Here is a 26,185-nt window from a genome sequence, read left to right as displayed (position 1 = left end):
GGCGGGTTATAAGGAAATGTTTTGTCTCGGGACTTCACATAGGGTGAGGTTCCGGGCTTTTTTTTATGGCAAAATGTGAAATTGTGTCACCGAATGGGCGTCTGCACAATACGATATACGGTGATGCAGAGGTTCAACAAGGGAGGAAACAGGATATGGCTGTTATTAAAGCCAACACGGAAGACGTCAGGCTGCTCGCAAGGCTGATGAGGGCCGAAGCTGAAGGTGACGGCGTACAAGGCATGCTGCTTGTAGGCAATGTAGGTGTAAACCGGGTGCTGGGTGATTGCTTGGATTTCGGTGATATTCGGGACATTAATCGAATGGTATTTCAGAATCCGGGTGGCTTCGAGTCCACGCAAAAAGGGTACTTCTACCAACGGGCAAGACAATCGGAAATACGCCTGGCACAGCGTGTCATTAATGGCGAACGCTTCTGGCCAGCCAGCAACTCTCTGTGGTTTTTCCGTCCTGTGGGAGAATGTCCACCAACCTGGTATGACCAGCAAAATACAGGCCGCTTCAAGGCGCATTGTTTCTTCAGTCCGACAGGCGAAGACTGTCCGAGTGTATTTTAAATTTTGGGAGGAATCAGAATGATTAACCAGCCTTATCAACCGACACAAGTTATGGGCCAGCAGGCCAATTCGCAAGTTATGGGCCAACAGGCCAATTCGCAAGTGCAAGGAACGTCTTATAAAATCGGTAACGGTATGCCCATGATGTCGCCAACACCAGGCATGGTCTCACCTAGCTCCACAGGCGGCGTACCTCCGCTCGTATCCAGCGGTGCCCCAATGACTCCAACGGGTGGTGTAGTAACAACAACTGCGCCGCAGTTTGAACAGTCCTATATCGAAAATATCCTGCGGCTCAACCTGGGCAAATGTGGAACATTCTACATGACTTACGAAGGTAACAAAGAGTGGAACGCCCGTATTTTCCAAGGCATACTGGAAGCAGCTGGTCGTGACCATATCATTATCAGTGACCCAAACAATGGAAAACGGATTATACTTTTGATGGTCAATTTCGACTACGCTACATTCGATGAGCCGTTGTTGTACCAATATCCAGGTGTGATCGGGAACTATCCGCAACAACCAAGCAGACGCTAAGCTGCAGCGAAAAACAAAACATAATATAACATGACCCTACACAGGCTGTCTTGAATGTGGATGTTATTCCGCAAACGGGACGGCTTTTCCTATATTATGATATAGAACATAAATTTAAATAAAATAAAAACACAGTCGAAAGTAACCTTTTTCTCAGATCAGGGCACTTAAAGATAAATACATCATGCAGCAAGTACACAGGAAGGAGCAAACACATTGAAGAACTGGATCGATGGAGCAATTCGGGGGAAAGCCGAGGCTTACGAACAGCTGATGACGCAATTTCGCGGAATGGCACTGGCTGTCGCCTATCAAAAATTAGAGGACATGTTCCTGGCCGAAGATGCCGTTCAAGAGGCGTTCACAGAGGCCTTTGCCAATCTGTCCAAGCTGGACAATCCGGATGCTTTTCCCGGGTGGTTCAAAGTCATTGTGGAGAGACAGTGTTATCGTCAGCTCAGGCGTAAACAACATGCCACTGTTCCTGTTATGGAAATTCAGGATCTATTCCAGGAAGAGGATCAGGCTCATAATCCTGAAGAGCAGGCTTTGAAAGGAGAGGTACAACGTCTCCTGCGAGAATCAATTTCGATTTTGCCATCTTCCATGCAGCTTGCGGTTGAACTGTTTTACTTTCAAGGCTATTCACTCAAGGAAATGTCAGAATACCTCGGGGTCAACGTTCCGGCGCTTAAAAAACGGCTGTATGATGCCAGGTCCAGGCTCAGACGTTCACTGCCTGTGGCGGATGTAATTTCAGTATTTAGTGATCTATATGAAGGAGGAAAAGGGATGCTTCACATTATGAATGGTGACCATGCGGCAGATCGATTAAGACAAAGCGGGATTAAAGGTGAGATTCTGGTCTGGCGAGAGCTCTATACATTTGGACCGTTAACGAGAGAAATGGGGAATGAGAAGGCACGAAGTGAACGTGCACAGTATTTGGAGCAGCACTTGGGTATACCACAGACTGAATATTTGAAAATTAAGGAACTTGAGCAAACGTTACAATCATTCCATCAATACAAAGAGATCGTTCTGTGGTTTGAGTACGATCTCTACGATCAGGCGATGCTATCGTACTTGCTTCACTATTTCAAGGAACTGGATCTACGGGATACGAAGCTGAATCTGTTATGTATCGATGCCTATCCGGATATTGAACATTTTCGGGGCCTGGGGCAACTCACACCATCACAGATCGGACGTTTATCAGGTACCTGGCACGTGATGGGGGCAGAGGAAATCCAGGCTGGTAGCGAGTTTTGGACAGCGTATGCATCATCTGACATTCAGGATCACAAGGATTACTTGCTGAAAAACACATTGGTGCTCCCTTTTGCACATGCTGCATTCAAGGCCCACCTGTCCCGTCTGCCTTCTGTATCGAACGGATTGGGCACAATTGAGCAATCCACACTGGAGGCCGTGAGAGAGGGCGTGAACAGCCCTTATCCATTGTTCAAGCATGTTGGAGACCAACTGCATATTCTGGGAATGGGTGATCTGGAGTACTGGGCTCATCTGAAGAGAATGACGGAGGAACCTCATGCTTTACTTCAATTAAGCGGTGTACAAGCCTTTCCTGATTTTCAGCAGCAGCATGACGATTTCCGTCACAGTGTCTTGTCTCTGACCGATCTGGGTGTTCAGGTGCTGAATGGAGAAGCAGATTGGACACTATTAAGAAATGATAAGTCCTGGATTGGTGGTCTTCAAATTGGTGAAGGCAATGACACGCCTTGGCGCTGGGACACCGTTAATGAGACCGTAGTCATCCTGTAGAGTTAGAAGCAGAATAAAAGCAACAGAAGCCGTAGAGCTGCGGATAGGCGTGCTATCCAATTCTCATCCATATCGTCATGAAAAAAGAGTATCCTCCCGCCATGCCTGAACATGAGCGAGGATACTCTTTGTTTGTTCAACCTTTTTTCACTTGGATGCATCCAACTTCAATGCGGTTACCATCTTGCGGAATACATCCGTATTATCGAGATAACCGGTGAACAAGCGAGCCCCGGGTCCCGAGGCATTAATTGGCACATCATCGAATGTGTGGACTTCCTGGCCTTCATCATGAGGCAGGTTACCTGTATAGTGGACACCGTCCGGGTCTTTATCCGGGTTGGCGATATACCATGTTTTGTCCTTCACGTTAGGGTCCTGAATAGTAGGACTAATTGGCACCGGATTGGCAAGATAATCCTCATTGTTGTCCGGCATATTGCCCCAGCCTACAGCAATTTTCCATTCGGAGTCCGGGTTGTCCGGGAAGCCATCACCGTCTTCATCCACATACGTCGGAAATTTGGAATCCGCATATGTGCCGATCAATTCACGGAGTTCGTCGCCAGATTTTCCTTTGGCGGCTTCCGTGTTATACGTTCCGTTAAGCGTAAGGGAATGACCGTGGTCTGATGTAACGATAATGAGCGTGTCCGGATGTTCCTTTGCGTAGGTCTTAACACGACCGACCGTTTGATCGAATTCAATCGCATCCCATATCGAGCGTTCAAAATCCATGGTGTGAGCCTGTTTATCAATGGATGCTCCTTCGACCATCAGGAAAAATCCGTTTTTATTCTGCTCCAGCACCTGAAGGGCGGTGTCGGTCATTTCCATCAACGTTGGCTGATCCGTATCCTTGCCCACAATCTCTGCGTTGTTAGGCTGAGTATATTCCCGGTCATAATATACGTTCATGTTGCCTTTGCGGAATAAGCCAAGCAATGATTTGGTAGAGCCAGACTTGTCCAGATTCGTTGCATCTGTAACGTAGGTATATCCTTCCTTTTTGAACTCCTCCACAATATTACGTCCATCTTTGCGTTTTCCACCATCATTCGCTGGAAGGAACCATTCCAGTCCACCACCCAGAATAACATCCGGTCGGTTGGCTTCATTCAGATACATGCTGGCGATTGCTTCTTGTTCCCCGCGCTTACGCGTATGTACGGCCATCGCTGCCGGTGTGGCATCTGTTACATCCGCTGTCGTTACAAGGCCGGTAGCCATGCCGCGTGTCCGTTTGACCAACTCAACGATGTTTTCCACCTTTGGATCGTCAAAAGGATCTGGCGTATTGTCCGGGTAGACACCCTCGGCATTTACAGCCGTTTTGTGACCGGTTGCATAAGCGGAAGCACTATTGGCCGAATCGGTGACGATGGAATCCATACCTGACGTGGTGACCATACCCATGGACTCCATTTGTTCCATCTCCAGCCAGCCATTGAATTTACCTTCATGAATGCCCTTGGATACCACGCGAGCAGCGGTGCGAATATTCGCGCTCATGCCATCACCGATCATCAGAACGACATTTTTGGCCTGCTCACCGTTTGTCAGTGTGGCTGTGTCTTTGGAAGGATCGAACACTTGGTATACGACCCGTGAATATGTACGCTTGCCTGTAGCAGTCGTTTCGGCGGTTACCACAATGGAATCGCTCTCATGAAAGGTAACATCCCGAATAGTGTACTCTGTGCTCAGATCGTTACTGCTTGTCCATGTACCGGATTTACCGAAGTATTTGTCTGGTGACAAACCATTAATCTGGATTTTGATATCTCCGGATTTCAGCTTGGCCCCATTCAATTCAACCCGGAAATCCAGCTTTTGTCCTGCCAGAATCTGAGCACGGTCAATAGGAAGAATGGTAAATGCGGCAGGTGCCGTCTGTTGCTGCGTGGAGAGGGGTTCCGCATGGACTTGCCAAGGCACTGCTGTAATTGCGACAGCTGCACTAAGCAGCAACGCGTTCCATTTCATTGCATGATTAATTTTCAATGTGCATACCTCCGAAATCAAATTGTTGTTCTAATTGGAAGTATATAGCTGATTTATCATCTGAGCGTAAGAGAAAGGTTAAACCATAAGCAAGAACATGCATATATTTGTTAGTAAAACGTAAAAAAAACTGCGAATTCGGTACATTTGTTAACGAAATAGCCCGTAAGCTTCATTTCGTTGTCATAGGACACGGATTGACTGTGTAGTGTAGAATTATATAATAAAAGAAGCATATCCTTGTTATTCGACAGAAGAAGGTGGAGGTGAACGCATTGGGAAGTTGAAACTGCATATGAGCGGCAGAATGGCAAATATCCTACAATTTCGAAGGAGGTGGACCTATTTGCCGAAGAATGACGGCGAATAGGATGATAATTTGAGTGACCCCTTACCGAGTATATTAAATTTATTTTTAATTGCTTTGCTTGTATTGATGAATGGTTTCTTTGTCTCGGCAGAATTCGCGATGGTCAAAGTTCGTGGTAGCCGGATTGAAGCTTTGGTGGAAACAGGCAATAAAAACGCGATGTATGCTTCCAATATTGTACGCAACCTGGATGCTTACCTATCCGCTTGCCAATTGGGCATAACGCTTGCTTCACTAGGACTCGGGTGGCTGGGAGAGCCGGCGATTGCTCACCTGTTAGAGCCCATGTTAACTGCATTTGGAATGGGTCCGGTATACGTACACGGAATTTCCATTGTGATTGCTTTTGTTATTATTACAATTTTGCATATTGTACTCGGGGAACTTGCTCCCAAGACGATGGCAATCCGCAAATCAGAGACGATTACGTTATGGTCTGCGGCGCTGCTTACGTTCTTTTACAAATTAATGTATCCCTTTATCTGGGCATTGAATGGTATGGCGAACAGCCTGCTGAGAGTGTTTCGAATGGCACCGGCCTCGGAACATGACTCGGCGCATAGTGAAGATGAAATACGCATTCTCATGAAAGAAAGCAATAAGAGCGGTTTAATTGACAATACTGAATTGGCGCTTGTTGATAATATATTTGATTTTACGGCAACAACCGCCCGTGAAATTATGATTCCGCGGACGGAAATGATCTGTCTGAATGCCAATCAGTCCATGCTGGAAAACTTGGAAATCGCCAGTGAAAGCATGCGTACCCGTTATCCGGTATATAACGGTGACAAAGACCATATTATCGGTTTTATTCACATTAAAGACCTGATGCGGTCACAGCTTACAGATACCATCTCGGTGATTCGACCAATTCTAGCGGTACCCGATTCTACCCCGATCAGTGACCTGCTCAAGCGGATGCAGCGCAGCAAGACACAGATTGCCATCCTGATTGATGAGTACGGAGGAACCTCCGGCCTTGTGACGCTGGAAGATATCATGGAAGAGATTGTGGGCGAGATTCAGGACGAATTTGACCAAGAGCGTCCTTCCATTGAGAAAGTGGATGAGATGGAGTACTCCATTGACGGCCTTATGCTGATTGAAGAGGTTAGTGAGCGCTTTGGGCTGGATATGGACCGGGCGGATTATGATACGATTGGCGGCTGGTTATACTCCAGAGTAGAGGCCATCCCTCCAGAAGTGGGGCAGTCGGTAGAGTATGGCGGATATGTCTTTGTTATTCAAGAGACCGAGCATAAGCGGATTTCACGTGTGAATGTGATTAAGCTTGATCTGATGGTTGAAGGCGAAGGAGCCTGATCAAGGTATCATTTTTGGGTGACAGGAGATCCCGATCTATAGAGAAGCCGTGCGGTGAATGATTTCACTGTGCGGCTTTTGTTTTGCCCTTTAATCGTAGCATGCACGGCTGCAAACAGGGTATAATGGAACGACTTTGCAAGATAGGAGAGGTTAAGTTTGAGCTATCGCATTGAGGTTGGATTTACGCCTGTATTTGAATTCATGGCCAGCTTGCATACATATATTTGCCGGAAATCACATAAAAAAATGGATTTATCTATAGCCTGGGCGCAAGAAACAGAAGGGCAGCTAAGTTCGGAGCTTACTGACATTTTGCAAGATATGAAAGTGGATGATGATTGGAAATGGATGTATTTGCTTGTCTGTTTGAGAATGAAAGATGAGGAGCCGGAGGATTTTATTGAATGGTTCAGTAAGCAAACCGTGCCGGAGCTCCGTGACATTTTTGCCCGTTATAGTTTCCCGTATACGGATGATATCGCTGCTTTCCAGACTCGAATGACTTATGTATTAAAAGGGTGGAATGAGCAATATTTTCGTTTGCTTGATCCAACGATCATACATCAATTAAGGCAAGAGGTTCTAAGCCGTAAGGAGCAATTGCGACAAGCTCCTCAGGAGAATGTATTGGACGAGGCAACCAACGGTTTGATGTTTCGGGATATGAAGGGGCTAGAAACATTGCTGCTGGTGCCGCAATTTCATTTTCAGCCGCTAAATGTCATTCTGCATTTTGGGGATACCCTGTTGTGTCATTATTCCGCCAGATTGTATATGGGAGACGACGAGTATATCCCGACCCATCATTTGCGTGTGATTCGCAGTTTGGGAGAGAAAAATAGACTGAAAATCATGCGTTTTCTGCATCAGGGACCGCGTTCGTTCATAGAGATTGTTCGTCACTTGAAGCTCTCCAAAGGAATTACTCATGACCATCTTTCCAAGCTTCGTGGAGCTGGACTTGTCTATGCGCATTTTGAAGGAGAGAGCCTGGTTGAGTATTCACTTCGTCTTCATGCACTGGAACAAATTTTACCGAATGTCATGAATTATCTGGAGCAATAACGTTTATCAAAATGTGGTTTTTAGAAAAAAAAATCCCTCCGATACAGCCGTATGTTTGTTGTGGCCGAACTGAAATTTATTCAGGAAATCCGCGCAAAACATACGGCTATTTTATCGCTTTAAAGTGGATATTAATGGGTTTAATATAAATATTTTTTTGTGGTTCTCTATTTACAGAACCGAATACGATTCTTATAATAGGGCTTATCGAACTTATACCTTACTAATTTCATAGGAATTATATATATTCTGGATTATTTCGGGAATTAGGAATGGCTGAGCGAGAAAAATATGGATTATTTATGAGTTGGGGAGGATTTTATGAGAATGAAGGGTTTATCCGTGGCATCATTAATCATCAGTAGTACGATTGTGTTATCTGCATGTGCAGGAGGTGGGGGAGCAGAGACCACTTCTTCTGGAAGCGGAACAACGAATTCGGCCACACAAGCGACTCCAGTTGCAGCAGCACTGGATACACCATTTCAGGCGACGGATCTGAATCAATTACCTGAGACGGCAAAAAAGAGAACCGATACGATCATTGTGGGACTTACGGATCCCAGTGGGGCTTTCACACCATACTTCCATCAGAGCGGTTATGATGGCAACGTTGCTTCATTGCTTTTTGCTTCGCTTGTGACCGTAGATGAGAAAGGATTGCCGGTTCCCGATCTCGCTGAAAGCTGGGATGTGTCCGAGGATCAGCGTACATACACGTTTCATCTAAGAAAAGATTCCAAGTCCAGTGACGGTTCACCGCTCACAGCAGATGATGTCGCTTTTACATGGACCATTCTGCATGACAAATCTTATGACGGGGGATTTGATATTTTCTCGACCAAGGTTAAAGGTGGCAAAGCGTATACGGAAGGAAAGGCAGATCACATTGAGGGTATTCAAGTCATTGATCCGGTAACGATCTCGGTCACACTGGAACAGCCTAACGCTACTGCTTTGCTTACATTGGGCTCTGAAGTGTTGTCCAAAGCCTACTACGGCAAAGATTATCAATTCGGGAAGCTCGAGTACATTAAAAATCTTCATGCAACACCTGTAGGCAATGGCCCTTACAAACTTGAAAAGTTCATCCCTGGTCAGGAAGTTCGATTCGTTGCTAATGAGTTCTACTACAAGGGAAAACCAAAGACCGAGCATTTCATATATAAAACATCGGAAGGAGATACCTGGCAGTTTATTGAGACCGGAGAGATCGACTTCACTTCGTTCACGGCTACCCAGGAAAATATTGATAAGCTGAAAAATATCCCATATCTTAACCTTCTGCCTTACACACCAAGTACATACGGATATTTACAGCTCAATCTGGAACATGAACAGCTTCAGGAAAAAGAGGTGCGGCAAGCCCTCACTTATGGCCTGGACCGTCAGTCCATCTATGTGGACGCTAACCAGGGCGCAGGTGCTGTTGCCAACATCCCGACTTCGCCTATCTCCTGGTCTTATACGGAAGAGGGCATTAATCCATACGCCTACGACCCGGACAAAGCCAATCAATTGCTGGATGATGCAGGCTGGGCACCTGGAGCCGATGGTATCCGTGAGAAGAACGGGAAGAAGCTGTCCCTTCATTTCCTCGGAACCAAAAGTCCGGCCACGGATATCTTCATAGCTGTAGCCAAAGAAAATTTCGAAGCGATTGGCGTGCAGTTCCAGCCTGAAGTGTTTGCCGATTTCAACTCGCTTGTCTCCAAAGTGGAGGGCGGCGATTATGATGTGGCTTCCTTCTCCACAGCGATGCTAACGGATCCTTCGGACGGAGTGCTGCAATTTGTGGATGGTGAGCTTAAAGGATACGACAATCCCAAAGTGAAAGAATTATATAACAAAGGTCTGGCTACGACAGACATAGAGGAACGCAAGGCAGTATACAAAGAGCTGTATCAGTTGCTCAATGATGAGCTGCCTGTCATCTTCACCAGTTACAAAAAGACAGTCTATGCCTATAACGGTCGGATCGATGGGCTCTCTGTCAGTCCATACCGCGGGATTGCAACCAGCTTGCCGGAATGGTCTCTGAAATAAGCGGTCGCATAGATTCAAAAACATAAATACCGAAATAAACAAACGTCCCTTGTGTTTGCGTTGTCGCAGATGCAGGGGATGCATTGATAAGGAGCCTGATATGAGCACTTACATTGTGAAACGGATGACATACATGGTTCTTATTTTGCTGGCCGCCTCCGTTCTGATTTTCAGCCTGTATGCCCTTACTCCTGGAGACTATATCTCCAGCAACATTAAGCTGAGTCCAGAACGCAAGGCCGAGCTCCGCGAATTGTATGGACTGGACAAACCAGTGATCGAACGGTATCTCATCTGGATGAAAAATGCTTTACACGGGGACTTCGGATATTCATTGGCACAACAGAAGCCCGTGCTCGCGCTGTTTAACGAGTATATCTGGAATTCATTCCTGCTGGCTGCGGTGACCACGTTTCTGACCTGGTTCATTGCGGTTATTATCGGCGTGATTGCTGCTTACAAGCAGTACTCGTGGTTTGATACTTTCGTGATGATAGGCATATTTGCTGCGATGTCCGTGCCATCTTTCTTTATCGGATTGTTTTTAATTAAGCTGTTGGCGGTCGACTTAAAATGGTTGCCTCCAGGCGGCATGATGACCACAGGAAGTAATGCCACCGGTCTGGCTTATGTCAAAGAGGTGATTCAGCACATGACCCTGCCTGTAATTGTCATGACCCTGCTTGGAGTAGGCTCGCTTACCCGTTACTTCCGCAGTAACATGATTGATGTTATCAAGCAGGATTATATTCGAACAGCACGAGCCAAAGGTTTAAAAGAAAGCAAAGTGTTATACACCCATGCTTTGCGCAATGCTCTTTTGCCTGCAATTACACTAATTGGATTCGAGCTGCCGTCCTTATTCGGCGGATCACTGATTATTGAGAAAATATTCAGCTGGCCCGGGATCGGTCAGTTATATATGCAGTCCTTCTCACTGCGGGATTATCCGCTGCTGATGGGCTTTACCATGTTTATCGCCATCCTGACCGTCATTGGAACGCTGCTGTCTGATGTGCTCTATCACATCGCAGATCCGCGGGTCCGTTTACAATAGGGGGCTATGAAAATGACAACCTCCTCATCGTCTGTAACGAGAAGTACAGCAGATACAGTCTTACCTTTACAGGTTCCTGCCAAGTCTTCTTTATGGAAATTGTCGATGCGAAGACTACTCAAAAACAAGCTGGCTGTTGGCGGACTCATCGTGGTTTTGCTGATGTTTGTGGCTTGTTTCATCGGACCGCTGTTCTCACCTTATACCGATAACAAGATTAATATGGCAGCGATGAAACAAGGACCAGGCATTCATCACTGGCTTGGTACGGATGCGCTTGGCAGGGATGTGCTGACCCGTGTGCTGATGGCTGGTCGTATCTCGCTCACCGTTGGTCTGGCCTCCATGGTTCTATCGGTATTTATCGGTTCCTTGCTTGGAGCCATCGCCGGATATTATCGCGGCATTGTAGATCAGGTCATTATGCGGATTGCCGACTTGCTGCTAACGATTCCCGGATTACCGCTGCTGTTCATTTTCGGCGCTTTGCTATCGGATTGGAAGGTTCCGCCGGATTCTCGAATGTATATCGTCATGTTGATGCTCAGCTTTGTCAACTGGCCCGGTATGGCACGAATGGTACGAGGTCAGATGTTAAGCTTGCGGGAACGGGAATTCATGCAGGCTGCTGTTGTTCTGGGCTTGCGTGACCGACGCAAACTATTTCATCATCTTTTGCCTAATATCGTACCTCTTCTCATCGTCATGGCTACCCTGAATATCGGAGGGTCCATTCTCAGCGAGTCGGTACTCAGCTTTTTTGGACTGGGTGTCATGCCGCCAACGCCTACATGGGGCAATATGATCGATGCAGCCAACAACATGATTGATTTTCAGCAGCATCCGTGGTTATGGATTCCGCCAGGGCTGTCCATTTTCGTAACCGTTATTGCGATTAACATTTTTGGTGATGGTCTTCGAGACGTATTAGATCCCAAACAGAAGAGAAGGTGAGCATTCCCCATGCAAAACATGATTGAAATTGAACAACTTGAAACTCATTTTTACTCGGAAGAGGGCAATGTTAAAGCGGTGGATGGTGTAAGTCTGAATGTGCGCGAAGGGGAGACGGTGTGTATTGTTGGTGAATCGGGCTGTGGCAAAAGTGTAACCGCCATGTCGATCATGGGACTGATCGAAGAACCGGCAGGCAAGGTGGTAGGCGGTGCAATCCGTTTTGGTGGACTGGATCTGCTCCGTGAAAGTAAATCCTCACTGCGTGCCATCCGGGGCAACGACATCTCAATGATTTTCCAGGAACCAATGTCCTCGCTGAATCCCGTACTTAAAATCGGTGAGCAACTGATGGAACCGCTGATTGTACACTTGAAAATGAGCAAAAAGCAGGCACGCGCCAGAGCAGTTGAGCTGATCGGCGAAGTGGGTATTTCACGCCCGGAACAGATTGCGAACAGCTATCCGCATGAGCTGAGTGGAGGCATGTTACAGCGCATTATGATTGCTATTGCCATCTCATGTAACCCAAAACTGTTAATCGCGGATGAACCAACCACCGCACTGGATGTGACCATTCAAGCACAGATACTGGATATGTTACAACATATTAAATCCCAGTCAGGAACCTCCATCCTGATGATTACGCATGACCTTGGAGTTGTAGCGGAAATGGCGGATTACGTCGTTGTGATGTATGCGGGCAAAGTGGTGGAAGAAGGGGAAGTTGTGCAATTGTTTGAGTCTCCCAAACATCCATATACCCAGGGATTGCTTCGCTCCAAGCCGATTATTAATCAAAGGCAGGATGAATTGTATTCTATACCCGGCCATGTACCTGATCCATTATCTTTGAAGCAATCATGCCATTTTGCTGATCGTTGTGAACACTGTATGTCAATATGCACTACGCAAATGCCGACGCTGAAACAGCTTGGACCCGGACAGAAAGCTGCATGCTGGCTGTATGAGGAGGCATTGAGCCATGTCTGAGCCCTTATTGGAAATTGAACATCTCAAAACCTATTTCCCGGTGCGCAAAGGTCTATTAAATCGCACAGTAGCTCATGTGAAAGCGGTCGACGATATCAGCATCACCATCCATGAAGGCGAGACATTTGGATTAGTCGGTGAATCCGGTAGTGGCAAGAGCACCGTTGGAAGAACGATCGTGCGTTTAACAGAGAAAACGGAGGGACAGATTCGATTTCAAGGTGTAGACTTGCACCAGTTGTCCATGCAGGAAGTGCGGAAGATCCGTCCGCAGCTTCAGCTTATTTTCCAGGACCCCTACAGTTCACTGAATCCACGCATACGCATTGGTGATGCGATCGGGGAGGCAGTACTGGATCACGGGTTAGCGACTGCAAGTGAGGTGCGTGATTTGGTCAAGGAGGTACTCGCAGCCTGTGGCTTGTCATCCTATCATATTGATCGCTTTCCCCATGAGTTCTCTGGAGGACAGCGCCAGCGGATTGGGATTGCCCGAGCCTTGATCTTAAATCCAAAACTGATTATCGCAGATGAACCGGTATCTGCACTGGACGTATCTATTCAGGCTCAGATTATTAACCTGTTCAGACGACTTCAGCAAGAGCGCGGCCTTGCTTACTTATTTATTTCGCATGATCTGAGTGTGGTGGAACATCTGTGTGACCGCATCGGAGTGATGTATCTGGGCTCGATGGTCGAGACGGCTTCCAGAGATGAATTGTTCGGCAATCCATTGCATCCGTATACGAAAGCCTTACTATCAGCTGTACCCGTACCAATTCCCAAATTGAAACGGGAACGAATCGTGCTCAAAGGTGATATTCCCAGCCCGGTGAATCCGCCAGCTGGCTGCAAGTTCCATACACGTTGTCCATGGGCAGAAGATGTTTGCAAGCAGCAAATTCCTGCGTATCGAAACGTGGGTGCCGATCACTTTGTAGCCTGTCATTTGGTCTGATTCATCGTTATCGTTATTTTGATGAGGGACCTAACAAATCGAGACGATTCACGTGAGAATCAATTCATATAGACGTTATCAAGTGGATACGGAATGGAATTATTTAGGTTTCATCCATTCTGGAAGTATTCACCCAAAGATGCAATTAAAGAACCAAAAGACGCTGCCAACATGAATGTCGGAGCGTCTTTTATTTTTTTTGAAACCTTCAAACCACTACATCCGTTTAATATTTACACAAAAACAAAATTTGGAAGTGAAGGGTGGATACATATGCGGAATTTGAGAATAACGTCCGTGCTAAAAGTCATGATTGTTGCAGCACTATCAGCACCTATGGTCCTTGCGATACCAACAACCACGGGGGTAGCTGTCGCCAGTCCAAGTATCAAACCTCACGCACTTACTCCACCACCACCGCCCTTGGAACCAAGTATTAATACACTGTCTTCTCCGAAATATATTTATCAGGCAGTGGGGACTATTACACCTGGAGGGGGGTTGACCGCGATTGTAAATACAACAACAACGACCTTCTCGGAAATGAAATCACTGCAAGTCGATTATCGACTTGAACGCTGGACAGGATCAGCATGGATACTCTATCAATCCGGTTTCAAGAAGAAAACCCAAACGCAATCCCTCAATGCCCAATCGAGCTGGACCGTTATAACCGGATATTACTATCGAGTCGTCAGTCTTCATACGGCAGATGATGGAGTCAAACCTGAGACGTCAACACATATTTCAAGCGACGTGTTATTTTAATTTATTTTTGGGTACTGCCCGGAAATTTTTGTTCTTGCAGGTCATTGGCAATAGCAGTCATTTCCTCTTCCGAGACGGTTCCGAATAAGCTCATGTTTACAGAACCCATCATCCATTGAAAGGTATTATAGGGGGGCCCGAGGTACATAAAAGCATCGCTGCCATCTGCCAATTTGACGATACTTGTTTCGCGAAGCATGGGCCCCTCAATGACCTGACCCGGCAAAACATAGGCATAATCAAACTGAATGATTTCTTCTTCACCATTTTTGCCTACACCAGTATAACGAACTCTCATGCGTTCAGATTCATAATAATTTTCCGGATTGACGGGATAGAGGGTGTCCAGCATAAGTTCATATTTGATCTTTGTAAACCGCTTCGGTATGGCTTTTGACAGCAGAAAGTCACCCTTAAATCCCGATCGTGCGATATCCTTTGTTACTATAATTGGTTCAAGCATGTGTGACTCCTCATAGAAGGGGAGCTTAATCTCTCCATCGTCTTCTTCAGGTGGTTCATCTGCACTGGAAAATGTGGGAGCTTCATTGATTCCCCGTTCAGGAGGCGGGGGGGTCTTGGCTGTAGATGGATCAGCACCCAACTGAGTTGTACGATCTTCGATAACAATGGATTTTACGCCATTACCCCACTCCTTAACTGATTGAACAAAGGGGGAAACAGCTTGTGTCCCGGAAGGCAGACTGAAGATGACGGCGCCGATGGTCACGGACGCAGCCACAATGACAGATAATCGTATGGTGCGCATTCTTTTCTTGCGTCCGCCAATTCGGGCGATTTCCTTTTGAACTTGGAGCCAGGATTGACGCATGGGTTCGGTGTTGGACACAGTCGGGGTGGCAGCTACAGCCTGATGGAAGGCTTCGTCAAAAGCCATATCAAACGCGGCATCGAAAAAATCGTCTTCCAGCTCTGAATCGAATGAATCAATATGCTTATCGGACTTGCCTTTGCTCAATACTTCCACCCCATTCCTTATGTAATTTCTTCTTGATACTTCCGCGGGCTCTGAACAAACGTTGCTTCACAATTTCTTCGGATGTATCAAGCAGCTCGGCCATTTCCCTATAGGAAAGACCTTCTTTCCAGCGCAGCTCTACGAGAACACGATATTCCGGTTTAAGCTGTTCCAGATAGAACTCGATGGATTCCTGCATCATTTGAGTTTCCACCGTGCTCTCCACGGAAGCTGCCGTCTGATTAATTGTCTCCATATCTATAAAAACACTATCCGTATCGAGTTGGTTACGGTTATTTTTATTTTTTCTCAGATAATTAATGGCGGTATTCCGTGTGACAACCTTCAGCCATGCTTTCAGTTTGACTTCGTTGTCGAAGATCGGTTTGTTTTTAATGATTTTGATAAAAGCTTCCTGGATGATATCTTCTGCTGCTGCACGTTCTTTGATGATGTAAACGATGAGACCATGAACCATATTATAGTATTCGTAGTACACTTCTTCTTGAAGCTGAGGGCCCAAATTATGGAAATCCGAGGCTAAGAGTAATTGGAGCCGATTGGCCATGATGTTCTCCTTTCTGGTGAACAATCCACAAACATTGGTATCATTTCATTTTACAACATTATATGGAAGCGATACAATGGGAGGTTAGTCCGACAGAAGCAGAAAAAATATACCAAAAACAGAGAAGAGGCTGCTCACTAACCAGTAAATCATGGTCAGAAGGGCAGCCTCTATGTGTTATCTAATAATCGTAGTAGAACAATATAAATGGCTTAGAAAGCCCAGTCGCCGTTCAGGAAGATGGCTTCACGCTCACCATTTGCTGTCATCCCGTAAATATTTGTTTCCGATGAACCCATCATGAAGTCCACGTGTGTAATGCTGGAGTTCATGCCGCGAGCTGCCAGCTCGTCAGTAGACATGGTCTTGCCGCCATCCATATTGAAGGCATAAGAGCTGCCGATCGCGAGGTGACATGAAGCATTTTCATCATACAGCGTTGTGTAATAGAGAATACCACTTTCCGAGATTGGAGAATGGAAGGGCACCAAAGCGACCTCGCCGAGATAATGCGAGCCTTCATCCATATTGATGAGTCTTTCTAGTGTATCCTGACCTTCTTCGGCGTGGAAATCAATGATGCGTCCATTCTCAAACGTAAGGGAGAAGCGATCAATGATGCTTCCGCCGTAACTAAGCGGTTTGGTGCTGGAAACTGTGCCGTTCACTCCATATTTGGCTGGCGCAGTGAACACTTCCTCTGTCGGAATGTTGGCCACAAAACGGGTACCTTGTTCGTTAATACTTCCCGCCTGCGCCCAAATGTGCCCTTCAGGAAGCTCAACGGTAAGGTCGGTCCCCGGTGAGACAAAATGCAGAGCTTTATATTTTTTACTGTTCAGGGCAACTGCTTTGTGCTCCAAACGTTCAATATGCTGCTCCCAAGCCGTAACAGGATCTTCCAGATCAGCTCTTACAGCGGCAAAAATGGCTTCCCAGAGCTGTTTCATCTGCTCGGCAGGGGGAAGATCAGGGAAGACCTTTGCGGCCCAATCCAGTGAAGGACAGGCCACTCCTGTCCAGCTCATTTTGTCGGCCTGCTGATACTGACGGTATTTGGACATGGCCTGACCATAGGTACGCTGGTGGGTGGAAATACGCTCCGGATCGATGCCTTTCAAGAGGTCGGGGCTGGATGACAAAACGGTCAAGAACGCAGCATTGTTCGCTGCCAGCTCCTCAAGTTCTGCGGCATGCCATTTGGGCGGGTCCTGGAACGAATCCTCGGGCGCCATTTCAAACCGCAGCCGATTGACTGTTTCGTCTCCATACTTGACGATGACTTTCTTCGCTCCTGCCTCGTAACCTTTGCGTACCAACAAACGCACGAATTCAGCTGTATCAATCATGGCGCTGATGACAAAGATTTGTCCGGGTTGAACATTAGCGCCTACTGTTACGGCCAGTTCAGCATAACGATCCAGTTTTTGTTCAAAACTCAACATATAAGGTTCCTCCATATCATGAATGACCCGCATACGCAGGAAAAGAGAGGAATGATCCTCTCTCTCAATTCACCGTTTATTTAATTGTACTGTTTAATTAAAAAGCCCAGTTGCCTTGCAGGAAGATTGGCTCTTCACTACCTTCAGAAGTGACACCGTGAATGTTCATTTCTCCTGATCCAATCATGAAATCCACATGAGTGAGACTGGAGTTCAAGCCATTCTTGATCAATTCCTCTTTGGACATCGTTTTGCCGCCTTCCAGACAGAAGGCATACGCATTACCGATCGCCAAGTGGTTGGATGCATTTTCATCAAAGAGGGTGTTGTAGAACAAAATATTCGTATCGGAAATCGGCGATTGATGTGGAACAAGAGCTACTTCGCCGAGATAATGCGCACCTTCATCCATTTCAATCAAGCTTTTCAGTGAATCGAGTCCCTGTTCAGCAGTATAATCAACAATCCGACCATTCTCGAAAGTGATGGAGAAGCCGTCGATCAGGTTGCCGCCATAACTCAGTGGCTTGGTGCTGCGAACTGTGCCGTTAACTCCGGTCTTCAGTGGAGCAGTGAACACTTCCTCGGTAGGCATATTGGCAACGAACACGTGTCCCTGCTCATTGATGCTGCCACCGGATACCCACAGATGTCCTTCTGGAAGCTCGATAGTCAGGTCTGTGCCAGGGGCAGTATAGTGAAGCCTTTTGTATTTCTTCTCGTTGAGCAGATCAGCACGGGAGTCGAGATTCAGCAAATGTGTTTTCCATTCCGCGACAGCATCCTGCTCACCAATGCGAACGGTTTTGAAGATAACATCCCACAATTTATCGATTTGCTGCTCAGCCGGAAGATCAGGGAATACTTTCGCTGCCCATTCAGGGGAAGGAACTGCCACAATGGACCAGCTGAATTTGTCCGCCATCTGATAGGAACGATACTTCTCCAATGCTTTACCGCGAACTTTCTGACTAGTCACGATCCGCTCCTGAGGAACACCCGCAAGCAGGTCCGGATTTTCTGCGATAACGTGCAGAATGGCGGCACCTTCTTCTACGAGTTCAGTCATTTCACCTGCAAACCATTTTGGTTCAATGGAGAAGGATTCCTCTGGTGCGAGATCATAGTGAAGACGTGTGATGACTTCATCACTCCAGTTTACTTTGACCAGCTTGGCACCTGTGCCATAAGCGGCTTTGACAATCAGGCGCACAAAATGTGCTGCCGAGATTGGTGCGTTCACGACGAGAGTCTGCCCGGGATGGACATTGACACCGACTTTGACAGCCAGTTCGGCATATTGTTGTAAATTCGTTTCGAAATTGTTCATGCTATTTTTTCCTCCCGTTTGGTATAATATCGTAGCTGTTTGTTATTATAGTCCTCATTACAGGTATGTAAGGAGTCAGTTTGGTTCCCTCATTGAATAAGGTATACGTTGCTACGATATATATTGTACAATTAACCAATAATAATTACCAAACAGGTTTACCATAAATTGTGGAGACCTGCAACAGATGAAAGTTTAAAGGAGAGAAACGATTGTGAATATTGAGATTATTCGTGCAGAGATGCGTCGTGAAGATGAGAAGAATTTTGTAGGGAATACGGTTTTTCGTGCAGAAGGCGAAAAGTCAGTTTATGAAATTACGTTTATGAGCAAGAACGGCAAGGATTGGGACTATAGTCTTCATTTCACTGAACAATCCGGTGATGAAGAGGAATTGCTGCGTATGGACGAGCTGTTGGAAAACGATGACGATATGTACAATCAGTTGCTTGATGCGGCACTGGAAGCATATCCGGCGTAACTGTCCGAGATATTGTTGTTCTATTATGGAATGTAGCTGATTATACTAGACGGTGTATGCCTGAAACAGGGTGTCCACCGTCTATTTTATTGGTATGAAGGAATAGATGCTCCAGAAAAAGGGAAGTCTACGACAGATGAATGGAACCAGAGAGACAATCCGCCTGAATGGGAGGTAACCGTGAATGGCATCTGACAATTTGATTACAGCAGGAATGACGGGACTTGAAGCAGTCAGGCACGATATCCTCAGTCTGCGTACACTATTCGTTAATGTTGTGTTCATCGGTGAGCCGGGAAGCAGGAACTGGGTGCTCGTGGACACTGGAATGGCAAGTTTCACGGATCAGATACTTCATGTGGCATCAGAGCGTTTTCCAGGTCCGCCGTCGGCGATTATTTTGACACATGGTCACTTTGATCACGTGGGGACCGTCATTGAACTGGAACAATTCTGGGGTGTTCCAGTGTATGCACATCCGCTGGAATTACCTTATTTAACAGGTGTAAAGGATTACCCTCCTGCCGATCCTTCCGTAGGTGGCGGTTTGATGGCACGATTGTCATTTGCATATCCCAATGAAGCTATTAATCTGGATGATCGGATATTCAGTCTGCCTGAAGACCATTCAATTCCAGGTGTCTCTGGATGGGAATGGCTGCATACACCCGGTCATACACCGGGGCATGTCTCGCTATTTCGGAAAGAAGACCGTATCCTGATTGCCGGAGACGCGATTGTCACCGTGAAGCAGGAGTCGCTCTGGAGTGTGCTGCTTCAGGACAAACAGTTGCACGGTCCACCCGCATATTTTACAACGGATTGGCAAGCAGCCCATCGATCGGTTCAGATTATTCGAAGACTGGAGCCATTAGTCGCCGTTACCGGGCACGGGCATTCCTTAACTGGCGAAATGCTGAAGGATTCGCTGGAGAGACTCGATCTGGATTTCGAACAGACCGCCGTACCGGATCACGGCAAATATGTGGATTAATAAAGCCGATGCCAGACATGACATTCCAGTATAATCTGGAGTGATTCCATTACAGCAGTATAAGCGGATGGAGACAGCGACGGAGCTTCGTAGCTGTCTTTTTTGTCATTCCATCATGAATTTGTTCTCTATCATAGATTGGTATTTTATGCGCGGTCATGATATAGTCGAGCCGTATAATATAACCTTAGTATGCAGGAGGTACATATAACGATGACACAGCAAAATGCAGCTTTCGAAGAACAATTTGGAGGTATACCTGCCGTCTGGCTTCGCTTTAATCAATTCGAAGCGGCTGTCCTTCCGAGCGTGGGTGCTAACCTTGTCGCGTTCCGTGATACTGAGCAAGGATTCAGGTATTTGCGTGAGCCAGACCTGGAACGTATGGACGAGTTTATGGCTGCACCTGCCGTATACGGAATTCCGATTCTTTCCCCACCCAATCGTTATGAGGATGGTCGCTTCCCCTGGAATGGTAAAGTCTATCAACTACCTATAAACGAACCGGCTACAGGCAACCATTTGCACGGATTCCTGCATAACGTCGAGTGGAAGGTGGAGGGCTATGGATCTGACGAGCTGGAGAGTTACGTTCTGCTTAGTCAGGAAGTGAAGGATGGACATGAGTTCTACAAATACTTGCCATTCACCTTCACTGTGACGCTCCGTTACTCACTGAGCAGCCTGGGACTTCAGCAGCAATTGAATGTCCGCAATAACGGAAAGGAACGTATGCCGAATTTGTTCGCATTCCATACAGCTATTAGCGTACCTTTTGCACCGGAAAGCCAGGCATCCGATTACACGGCCAAAGTAACAATTGGTCAGCGTCGTGAATTGAATGAACGTTCTTTGCCTACGGGACAATTTCAACCGCTTACACCGGAGGAAGAGCAATTAAAGGGTAAAGGCGTTAGTCCGTTTTTTGCAGCCATGGACAACCACTACACGGCAGAACCGCAGAATGGGCGTAACTATATGGAGCTTACCGATAATCGTACCGGTGACAAGCTGGTGTACGATGTAGGGACGTCCTACAAGCACTGGATGATCTGGAATAACAACATGGCTGGTGACTTCTTCTGCCCTGAGCCACAGATGAACCTGGTTAATGCTCCGAATGTACAAGGCATTCCTGCTGAAGAGATCGGTCTTATCGGTCTTGAGCCGGGTGAATTATTCGAACAAACCAGTCGTCTGTACCCAATCAAGCCGTAAAAATAAACGTTCGCACATTTTGCGGCACGCTTACAATTTTGTCGAAAAGGTGAAAATCAAGCAGACAATCATGTATAATATGACGAGATACACAGGCTTTGTTCATGAAGAGCATTTTGTGTAAATTCCAAAAACGACTTTGGAATTAACAGATGCAAGATGTGATGTAGAAAAGAATGTATACGTATTGTTGTAGAGACCCAAACCATCTTTTTGGAGGAGGACAAGCAAGTGGAATACCGCATTGAGAGAGATACGTTAGGTGAGATGAAAGTTCCAGCCGACAGGCTGTGGGGAGCTCAAACGCAGCGCAGCAAGGAGAATTTTCCGATTGGTCGCGAGCATATGCCGATGGAAGTGGTACGTGCCCTGGCCATTTTGAAAAAAAGCGCTGCTGCAAGTAACCATAAATTAGGTAAATTGTCAGCTGCCAAATCGGATGCTATTGCTTATGCAGCTGATGAAATTATTGCAGGACGGATTGATGATCATTTCCCGCTCGTGGTGTGGCAGACGGGTAGCGGAACGCAGTCCAACATGAACGTAAATGAAGTCATTGCCAATCTGGGCAATCAGCTGCTTGAACAGAAGGGCAAGGAAGAACGTCTGCATCCGAATGATGATGTGAACATGTCCCAGAGCTCTAATGATACATTCCCAACGGCTCTGCATGTTGCAGGCGTACTTGCTGTTGAAGATCAGCTTTTGCCGGCGATTGCGGTGCTGAAAGCCACTTTTGCAGACAAATCGGAAAAATTCAAAGACATTATCAAAATTGGACGTACCCATCTTCAGGATGCAACGCCAATTACACTCGGTCAGGAGATCAGCGGCTGGGAAGCGATGCTGGACAAGAGTGAACGCATGATTCGTGATAGTGTGAATTATATGAAAGAACTCGCTATTGGCGGTACTGCTGTGGGTACCGGAATTAATGCACATCCTGACTTTGGTGATTATACAGCCAGGGAAATTGGCAAGCATACCGGCAAGGATTTTGTATCAGCGCCAAACAAATTCCACGCGCTTACAAGTCATGATGAAGTGGTGTACGCTCACGGTGCAGTTAAAGCGCTTGCAGCTGACTTGATGAAAATTGCCAATGATGTTCGCTGGCTGGCTAGCGGCCCGCGCAGTGGTTTGGGAGAAATTCGCATTCCGGAGAACGAACCAGGCAGTTCCATTATGCCGGGTAAAGTGAATCCGACCCAGAGCGAAGCGATGACCATGGTGGTTACGCAAGTAATGGGGAATGATGCGGCGATTGGCTTCGCGGCAAGTCAGGGGAACTTTGAGTTGAATGTGTTCAAACCGGTTATTATCTATAACTTCCTGCAATCTGTTCAGCTTCTTGCTGATTCTATTGTGGCGTTCAACGATAAATGTGCGGTGGGCATTGAGCCTAACCTCGGTCAGATTGAACACAATCTGAATAATTCGCTTATGCTGGTTACTGCGCTTAATCCGCATATCGGTTATGAGAATGCAGCCAAAATTGCCAAGCTTGCACACAAGGAAGGACTGTCTCTGAAAGAAGCAACATTGCAGACAGGTCTGCTTACGGAAGAGCAATTCGATCAGTATGTTGATCCGGCGAAGATGATTGCCCCGAAAGCCTAATTCATCCTCATCTAGTGAACTTCATTCGAATAATCAAGCGACCTGCATCCGCAGGTCGTTTTTCTCGCTCGGAGGTTCTTGAACTAATGCTTGTCAGTATATACGTATACATATAAACTACATATGCAACTATTTTATTAATCGAGCGGAATTGTTTATTTCATTGGAGGTTTCTGCGTTGTCGAAAAAGAGAAGATTTACGATACGCTCCAAAATCGTTTTGGGCTATCTCGTGGTGGTGCTGTTATTTGGGGCTGTTTTAATGCTTCTGTCCGCCCAAATTAATGCCTCGCAGAAGGAAATTGATTTTATCACCCACCACGACCTGGAAGTGCATAACTTGACCAACGCAATTGAAAAAAATGTTCTGAATATGGAAACAGGACAACGGGGATTCATGCTTACTGGTGAAGAAAGTTATTTGGAGCCATACACGCAAGCAATGACCCAGTGGACCTCCAATTATGCTGAACTTTACGAGCTGATCAGCGATAACCCATCCCAGCAGATGAGTCTGGAAAACATCAAAATACATATTAACCGCTGGATTGATGTTGCCGGAGCAGCCTCGGTAGCGCTGAAAAAGCAAGGGAATCAGGAGAAAGTTGTTGAGTTTTTCCAGTCCGATCCAGGGAAAAGCGAAATTGATTTGTTGAGGTCTCAGTTCCAAACCTTCCGCAACACGGAAATGGGCCTGACAGAAATTCGGGTAAACGAGCTTGCAGAGCGAAGTTCCACACTGCTGACGATAATGTATACTTTATGGGCTGTCGTCGCCGGATTATCTGTTGCTGCAGCTCTGGTGATTTCGGGCAATATTGTGAAGACGCTGCGTGAAGTCAAACAAACCATCAGCGATATATCTCAAGGTGGCAATCTTACACAGCGTATTGTTGTACGAACACATGATGAAGTCGGTGATTTGGGTCAAGAAACGAATTTATTGCTGGATACAGTACAGGAACAGAATCGGCTTAAGGATCGTGTTGCGAGCATAGCTACACTCCTACAGAATCCAACAAGTCTGGAGGGACTGTCACGGTTGTTCCTCAACCAGGTCACGATTCTGCTGGAAGCTCCTTATGGCGTGTTATATGCGATGAAAGAGAATCGTCTCATTCGTGTGGCTGCCTATGCAGCAGATGGAGAGAAAGAGCGTTCCCTCGGTAAAGTATCCATTGCACCGGGTGAGGGATTAGTGGGGCAGAGTGCAATTGAGAAGCGAGTTTTGCAGATGAACGACTTGCCGCAAAATTATATTCGCATCTCTTCGGGACTTGGTGATGCTTCAGCTGCATCACTCACGGTAGCCCCAGTCGTATTTGAAGGTAAAACAATAGCTGTCATCGAACTGGCTTCTATGAAGCCGATCCAATCAACGGAGACTAAGCTGCTAACCGAACTAATTGAAATCTTCGGAGTATCGCTTCATTCCACCGTCACACGGATGGAATTACAGCATTTGTATGATGAGTCCCAGGTATTAAATGAAGAATTGCAGACACAATCGGAGAAGCTTCAAGCACAGACCGAAGAGATGATGTCTCAGACGGAAGAGTTACATATGCAGACAGAAGAACTGCACATGCTGAACGAGCGTTTGGAATTGCAAAAAGATGTGGCTGAGACCTCTGCCAGCGAGCTTGCAGAAGTAGCTGATCAGCTGCGGACAAGTTCTGGTTACAAGTCTGAGTTTCTGGCGAATATGTCACATGAACTGCGCACTCCGCTGAACAGTATGCTGATTCTGTCTGAGATTTTGGCTGAGAACAAGCATCAGCATTTAAATAGTGAAGAACAAAAATATGCTTCGGTGATCCATGCGTCAGGCAAGGATCTGCTCAACCTGATTAACGACATTCTCGATCTTTCCAAAGTGGAAGCCGGGGAGATGGAAGTTGATTTTGATGATGTCTATCTTGGGAGCCTGCCCGAAGCGATGAATCAATATTTCTTGAAAACGGCTGAGCAAAAAGGAATTGATTTCCGGATTCAGCTGCAAAGTCCTTTGCCAGAAACGATTGTTTCCGATGAGATGCGCTTACACCAGATTTTGCGAAATTTACTCTCCAATGCATTCAAGTTCACTAGTGAAGGTGAAGTCGCCTTAACGATCTCCAGAGTCGGTCTGCCCAACCCTGAAGAAAACGGGGTAGAGGCGGAAGTCATTGCCTTCTCGGTTAGTGATACCGGAATTGGCATTTCTGAAGACAAGCTGTTGCAGATCTTTGATGCGTTCAAGCAGGCAGATGGAGCCACAGCCCGAAAATACGGCGGAACCGGACTAGGACTGTCGATCTCTCAATCCCTTGCCAATCTGCTGGGTGGATCAATCTCGGCAACGAGCCGCGAGGGACAAGGAAGTGTCTTCACCCTATTCCTACCGCTTAGAAGAGAAGAGCCTGAGGTTATGCAGAACTCCAGATTATTCTTGAACGAGGTTGCTGTCACTGTTCCTGAAGTGCACAGCACGACAGGAGTGAACTCAACAAACGTCGAGATGCTGCTGACTCCACTGGAAAAATCGTTACTAAATGGGCGCCAAGTCCTGGTTGTCGATGATGATATTCGAAATGTATATGCCTTAGCGAATGCCCTTGAGCAATATGGGATGAATGTAATCACCGCACAGAATGGATACGAATGTCTGGAGATGCTGGATCGTGGGGAAGCAAAGCCTGATATTATCATGATGGACATCATGATGCCAGAGCTCGATGGTTATGAAACCACTCGCCAGATCCGGGAGAGATTAAATCTCAAGCAGCTCCCTATTATTGCTCTGACTGCCAAAGCCATGAAAGAGGATCGCGATAAATGTATCGCGGCAGGAGCCTCGGATTATCTTAGTAAACCGCTGAATATGAAAGAGGTACTGTCCCGGATGAAACTGTGGTTGAGTCATGAAACATTGGAAATCTGATCTTTCGTTTGGGAATTCAATATGTATCAACTCTAAAATAAAACCTATGCCAGTTGCGCAACGATTGCTGCAATGATGTCATGGGTTTTATTTTTTTTCTCATGTAAGCTATTCAATTGAAAATGATGTTATAATACTTAACAATAAACAAGGCGAATTTCAAAAATATGGGGACAA

The 26,185-nt window shown here is 46.4% G+C and carries 21 protein-coding genes; 16 read left to right on the top strand and 5 right to left on the bottom strand.

From position 1 onward, the window contains the following. The first annotated feature begins 155 nt into the window (after nucleotides 1-155). The 3 genes from QP794_RS08115 to QP794_RS08105 all read left to right on the top strand — a co-directional run bounded on the left by QP794_RS08115 (nucleotide 156) and on the right by QP794_RS08105 (nucleotide 2,906). Nucleotides 156-578: a cell wall hydrolase gene (locus QP794_RS08115; RefSeq protein WP_285075743.1), complete on the top strand. Its 423-nt coding sequence runs from the start codon at nucleotides 156-158 to the stop codon at nucleotides 576-578. Between the two features lie 18 nt (nucleotides 579-596). Further along, on the top strand, nucleotides 597-1,118 hold the full coding sequence (gerQ, locus tag QP794_RS08110) for a spore coat protein GerQ (RefSeq protein WP_483311879.1): 522 nt from the start codon (nucleotides 597-599) through the stop codon (nucleotides 1,116-1,118). 216 nt (nucleotides 1,119-1,334) lie between these two features. Continuing rightward, entirely contained in the window at nucleotides 1,335-2,906 is a 1,572-nt protein-coding gene (locus QP794_RS08105; RefSeq protein WP_285075742.1) for a sigma-70 family RNA polymerase sigma factor, read from the top strand. Nucleotides 2,907-3,053: 147 nt separating this feature from the next. Here QP794_RS08105 and QP794_RS08100 read toward each other — a convergent pair whose 3' ends face one another. After that, entirely contained in the window at nucleotides 3,054-4,910 is a 1,857-nt protein-coding gene (locus QP794_RS08100; RefSeq protein ID WP_285075741.1) for an alkaline phosphatase, read from the bottom strand. A gap of 379 nt (nucleotides 4,911-5,289) precedes the next feature. Here QP794_RS08100 and QP794_RS08095 point away from each other — a divergent pair, with 379 nt between their 5' ends. The 8 genes from QP794_RS08095 (at nucleotide 5,290) to QP794_RS08060 (ending at nucleotide 14,450) form a co-directional block, all read left to right on the top strand. Further along, nucleotides 5,290-6,606, top strand: a complete 1,317-nt coding sequence (locus tag QP794_RS08095; protein ID WP_285075740.1) for a hemolysin family protein — start codon at nucleotides 5,290-5,292, stop codon at nucleotides 6,604-6,606. Between the two features lie 159 nt (nucleotides 6,607-6,765). Beyond that, entirely contained in the window at nucleotides 6,766-7,674 is a 909-nt protein-coding gene (locus QP794_RS08090; RefSeq protein WP_285075739.1) for an ArsR/SmtB family transcription factor, read from the top strand. Nucleotides 7,675-7,995: 321 nt separating this feature from the next. Further along, nucleotides 7,996-9,720: an ABC transporter substrate-binding protein gene (locus tag QP794_RS08085; protein WP_285075738.1), complete on the top strand. Its 1,725-nt coding sequence runs from the start codon at nucleotides 7,996-7,998 to the stop codon at nucleotides 9,718-9,720. 100 nt (nucleotides 9,721-9,820) lie between these two features. Further along, on the top strand, nucleotides 9,821-10,777 hold the full coding sequence (locus QP794_RS08080) for an ABC transporter permease (RefSeq protein ID WP_024632030.1): 957 nt from the start codon (nucleotides 9,821-9,823) through the stop codon (nucleotides 10,775-10,777). A 12-nt stretch (nucleotides 10,778-10,789) separates the two neighbouring features. Further along, on the top strand, nucleotides 10,790-11,731 hold the full coding sequence (gene opp4C / locus QP794_RS08075) for an oligopeptide ABC transporter permease (RefSeq protein ID WP_285075737.1): 942 nt from the start codon (nucleotides 10,790-10,792) through the stop codon (nucleotides 11,729-11,731). Between the two features lie 9 nt (nucleotides 11,732-11,740). Beyond that, nucleotides 11,741-12,724, top strand: a complete 984-nt coding sequence (locus QP794_RS08070; RefSeq protein WP_285075736.1) for an ABC transporter ATP-binding protein — start codon at nucleotides 11,741-11,743, stop codon at nucleotides 12,722-12,724. Beyond that, entirely contained in the window at nucleotides 12,717-13,682 is a 966-nt protein-coding gene (locus QP794_RS08065) for an ABC transporter ATP-binding protein (RefSeq protein ID WP_285075735.1), read from the top strand. Before QP794_RS08070 ends, QP794_RS08065 begins: the two co-directional genes overlap by 8 nt. 273 nt (nucleotides 13,683-13,955) lie before the next feature. After that, the gene (locus QP794_RS08060) at nucleotides 13,956-14,450 is read left to right on the top strand and encodes a hypothetical protein (protein WP_285075734.1); all 495 of its coding nucleotides are present in this window, start codon (nucleotides 13,956-13,958) and stop codon (nucleotides 14,448-14,450) included. Between the two features lies 1 nt (nucleotide 14,451). Here the strand turns inward: QP794_RS08060 and QP794_RS08055 are convergent, their stop codons facing one another. From QP794_RS08055 to QP794_RS08040, 4 genes are all read right to left on the bottom strand, one after another. Beyond that, nucleotides 14,452-15,429: a hypothetical protein gene (locus tag QP794_RS08055; protein WP_285075733.1), complete on the bottom strand. Its 978-nt coding sequence runs from the start codon at nucleotides 15,427-15,429 to the stop codon at nucleotides 14,452-14,454. Beyond that, nucleotides 15,407-15,997 carry an RNA polymerase sigma factor gene (locus QP794_RS08050; protein WP_285075732.1) on the bottom strand — a complete coding sequence of 197 codons (591 nt, stop codon included), beginning with the start codon at nucleotides 15,995-15,997 and terminating at the stop codon, nucleotides 15,407-15,409. Before QP794_RS08050 ends, QP794_RS08055 begins: the two co-directional genes overlap by 23 nt. 212 nt (nucleotides 15,998-16,209) lie before the next feature. Further along, nucleotides 16,210-17,442, bottom strand: coding sequence for an aminopeptidase (locus QP794_RS08045; RefSeq protein WP_285075731.1), 1,233 nt, complete (start codon nucleotides 17,440-17,442; stop codon nucleotides 16,210-16,212). A 97-nt stretch (nucleotides 17,443-17,539) separates the two neighbouring features. After that, nucleotides 17,540-18,772, bottom strand: coding sequence for an aminopeptidase (locus tag QP794_RS08040; RefSeq protein WP_285075730.1), 1,233 nt, complete (start codon nucleotides 18,770-18,772; stop codon nucleotides 17,540-17,542). Nucleotides 18,773-18,986: 214 nt separating this feature from the next. Between QP794_RS08040 and QP794_RS08035 the strand changes: the two genes are divergently transcribed. The 5 genes from QP794_RS08035 (at nucleotide 18,987) to QP794_RS08015 (ending at nucleotide 26,008) form a co-directional block, all read left to right on the top strand. Next, nucleotides 18,987-19,253, top strand: coding sequence for a hypothetical protein (locus QP794_RS08035; protein WP_024632021.1), 267 nt, complete (start codon nucleotides 18,987-18,989; stop codon nucleotides 19,251-19,253). A 184-nt stretch (nucleotides 19,254-19,437) separates the two neighbouring features. Next, nucleotides 19,438-20,247 (top strand): MBL fold metallo-hydrolase, encoded by an 810-nt coding sequence (locus QP794_RS08030; RefSeq protein ID WP_285075729.1) that lies wholly within the window; start codon nucleotides 19,438-19,440, stop codon nucleotides 20,245-20,247. 213 nt (nucleotides 20,248-20,460) lie between these two features. Next, nucleotides 20,461-21,465, top strand: coding sequence for an aldose 1-epimerase (locus tag QP794_RS08025; RefSeq protein ID WP_285075728.1), 1,005 nt, complete (start codon nucleotides 20,461-20,463; stop codon nucleotides 21,463-21,465). Nucleotides 21,466-21,696: 231 nt separating this feature from the next. After that, nucleotides 21,697-23,085 carry a class II fumarate hydratase gene (gene fumC, locus QP794_RS08020; RefSeq protein ID WP_285075727.1) on the top strand — a complete coding sequence of 463 codons (1,389 nt, stop codon included), beginning with the start codon at nucleotides 21,697-21,699 and terminating at the stop codon, nucleotides 23,083-23,085. 178 nt (nucleotides 23,086-23,263) lie between these two features. Then, the gene (locus tag QP794_RS08015) at nucleotides 23,264-26,008 is read left to right on the top strand and encodes a CHASE3 domain-containing protein (RefSeq protein ID WP_285075726.1); all 2,745 of its coding nucleotides are present in this window, start codon (nucleotides 23,264-23,266) and stop codon (nucleotides 26,006-26,008) included. The last annotated feature ends 177 nt before the right edge of the window (nucleotides 26,009-26,185 follow it).

The sequence above is a fragment of the Paenibacillus sp. UMB7766-LJ446 genome, from assembly GCF_030226665.1.
Classification (GTDB): domain Bacteria; phylum Bacillota; class Bacilli; order Paenibacillales; family Paenibacillaceae; genus Paenibacillus; species Paenibacillus vandeheii.
The sequence above is the reverse complement of the archived record's forward strand: the minus strand, read 5'-3'. Positions and strand labels throughout refer to the sequence as shown.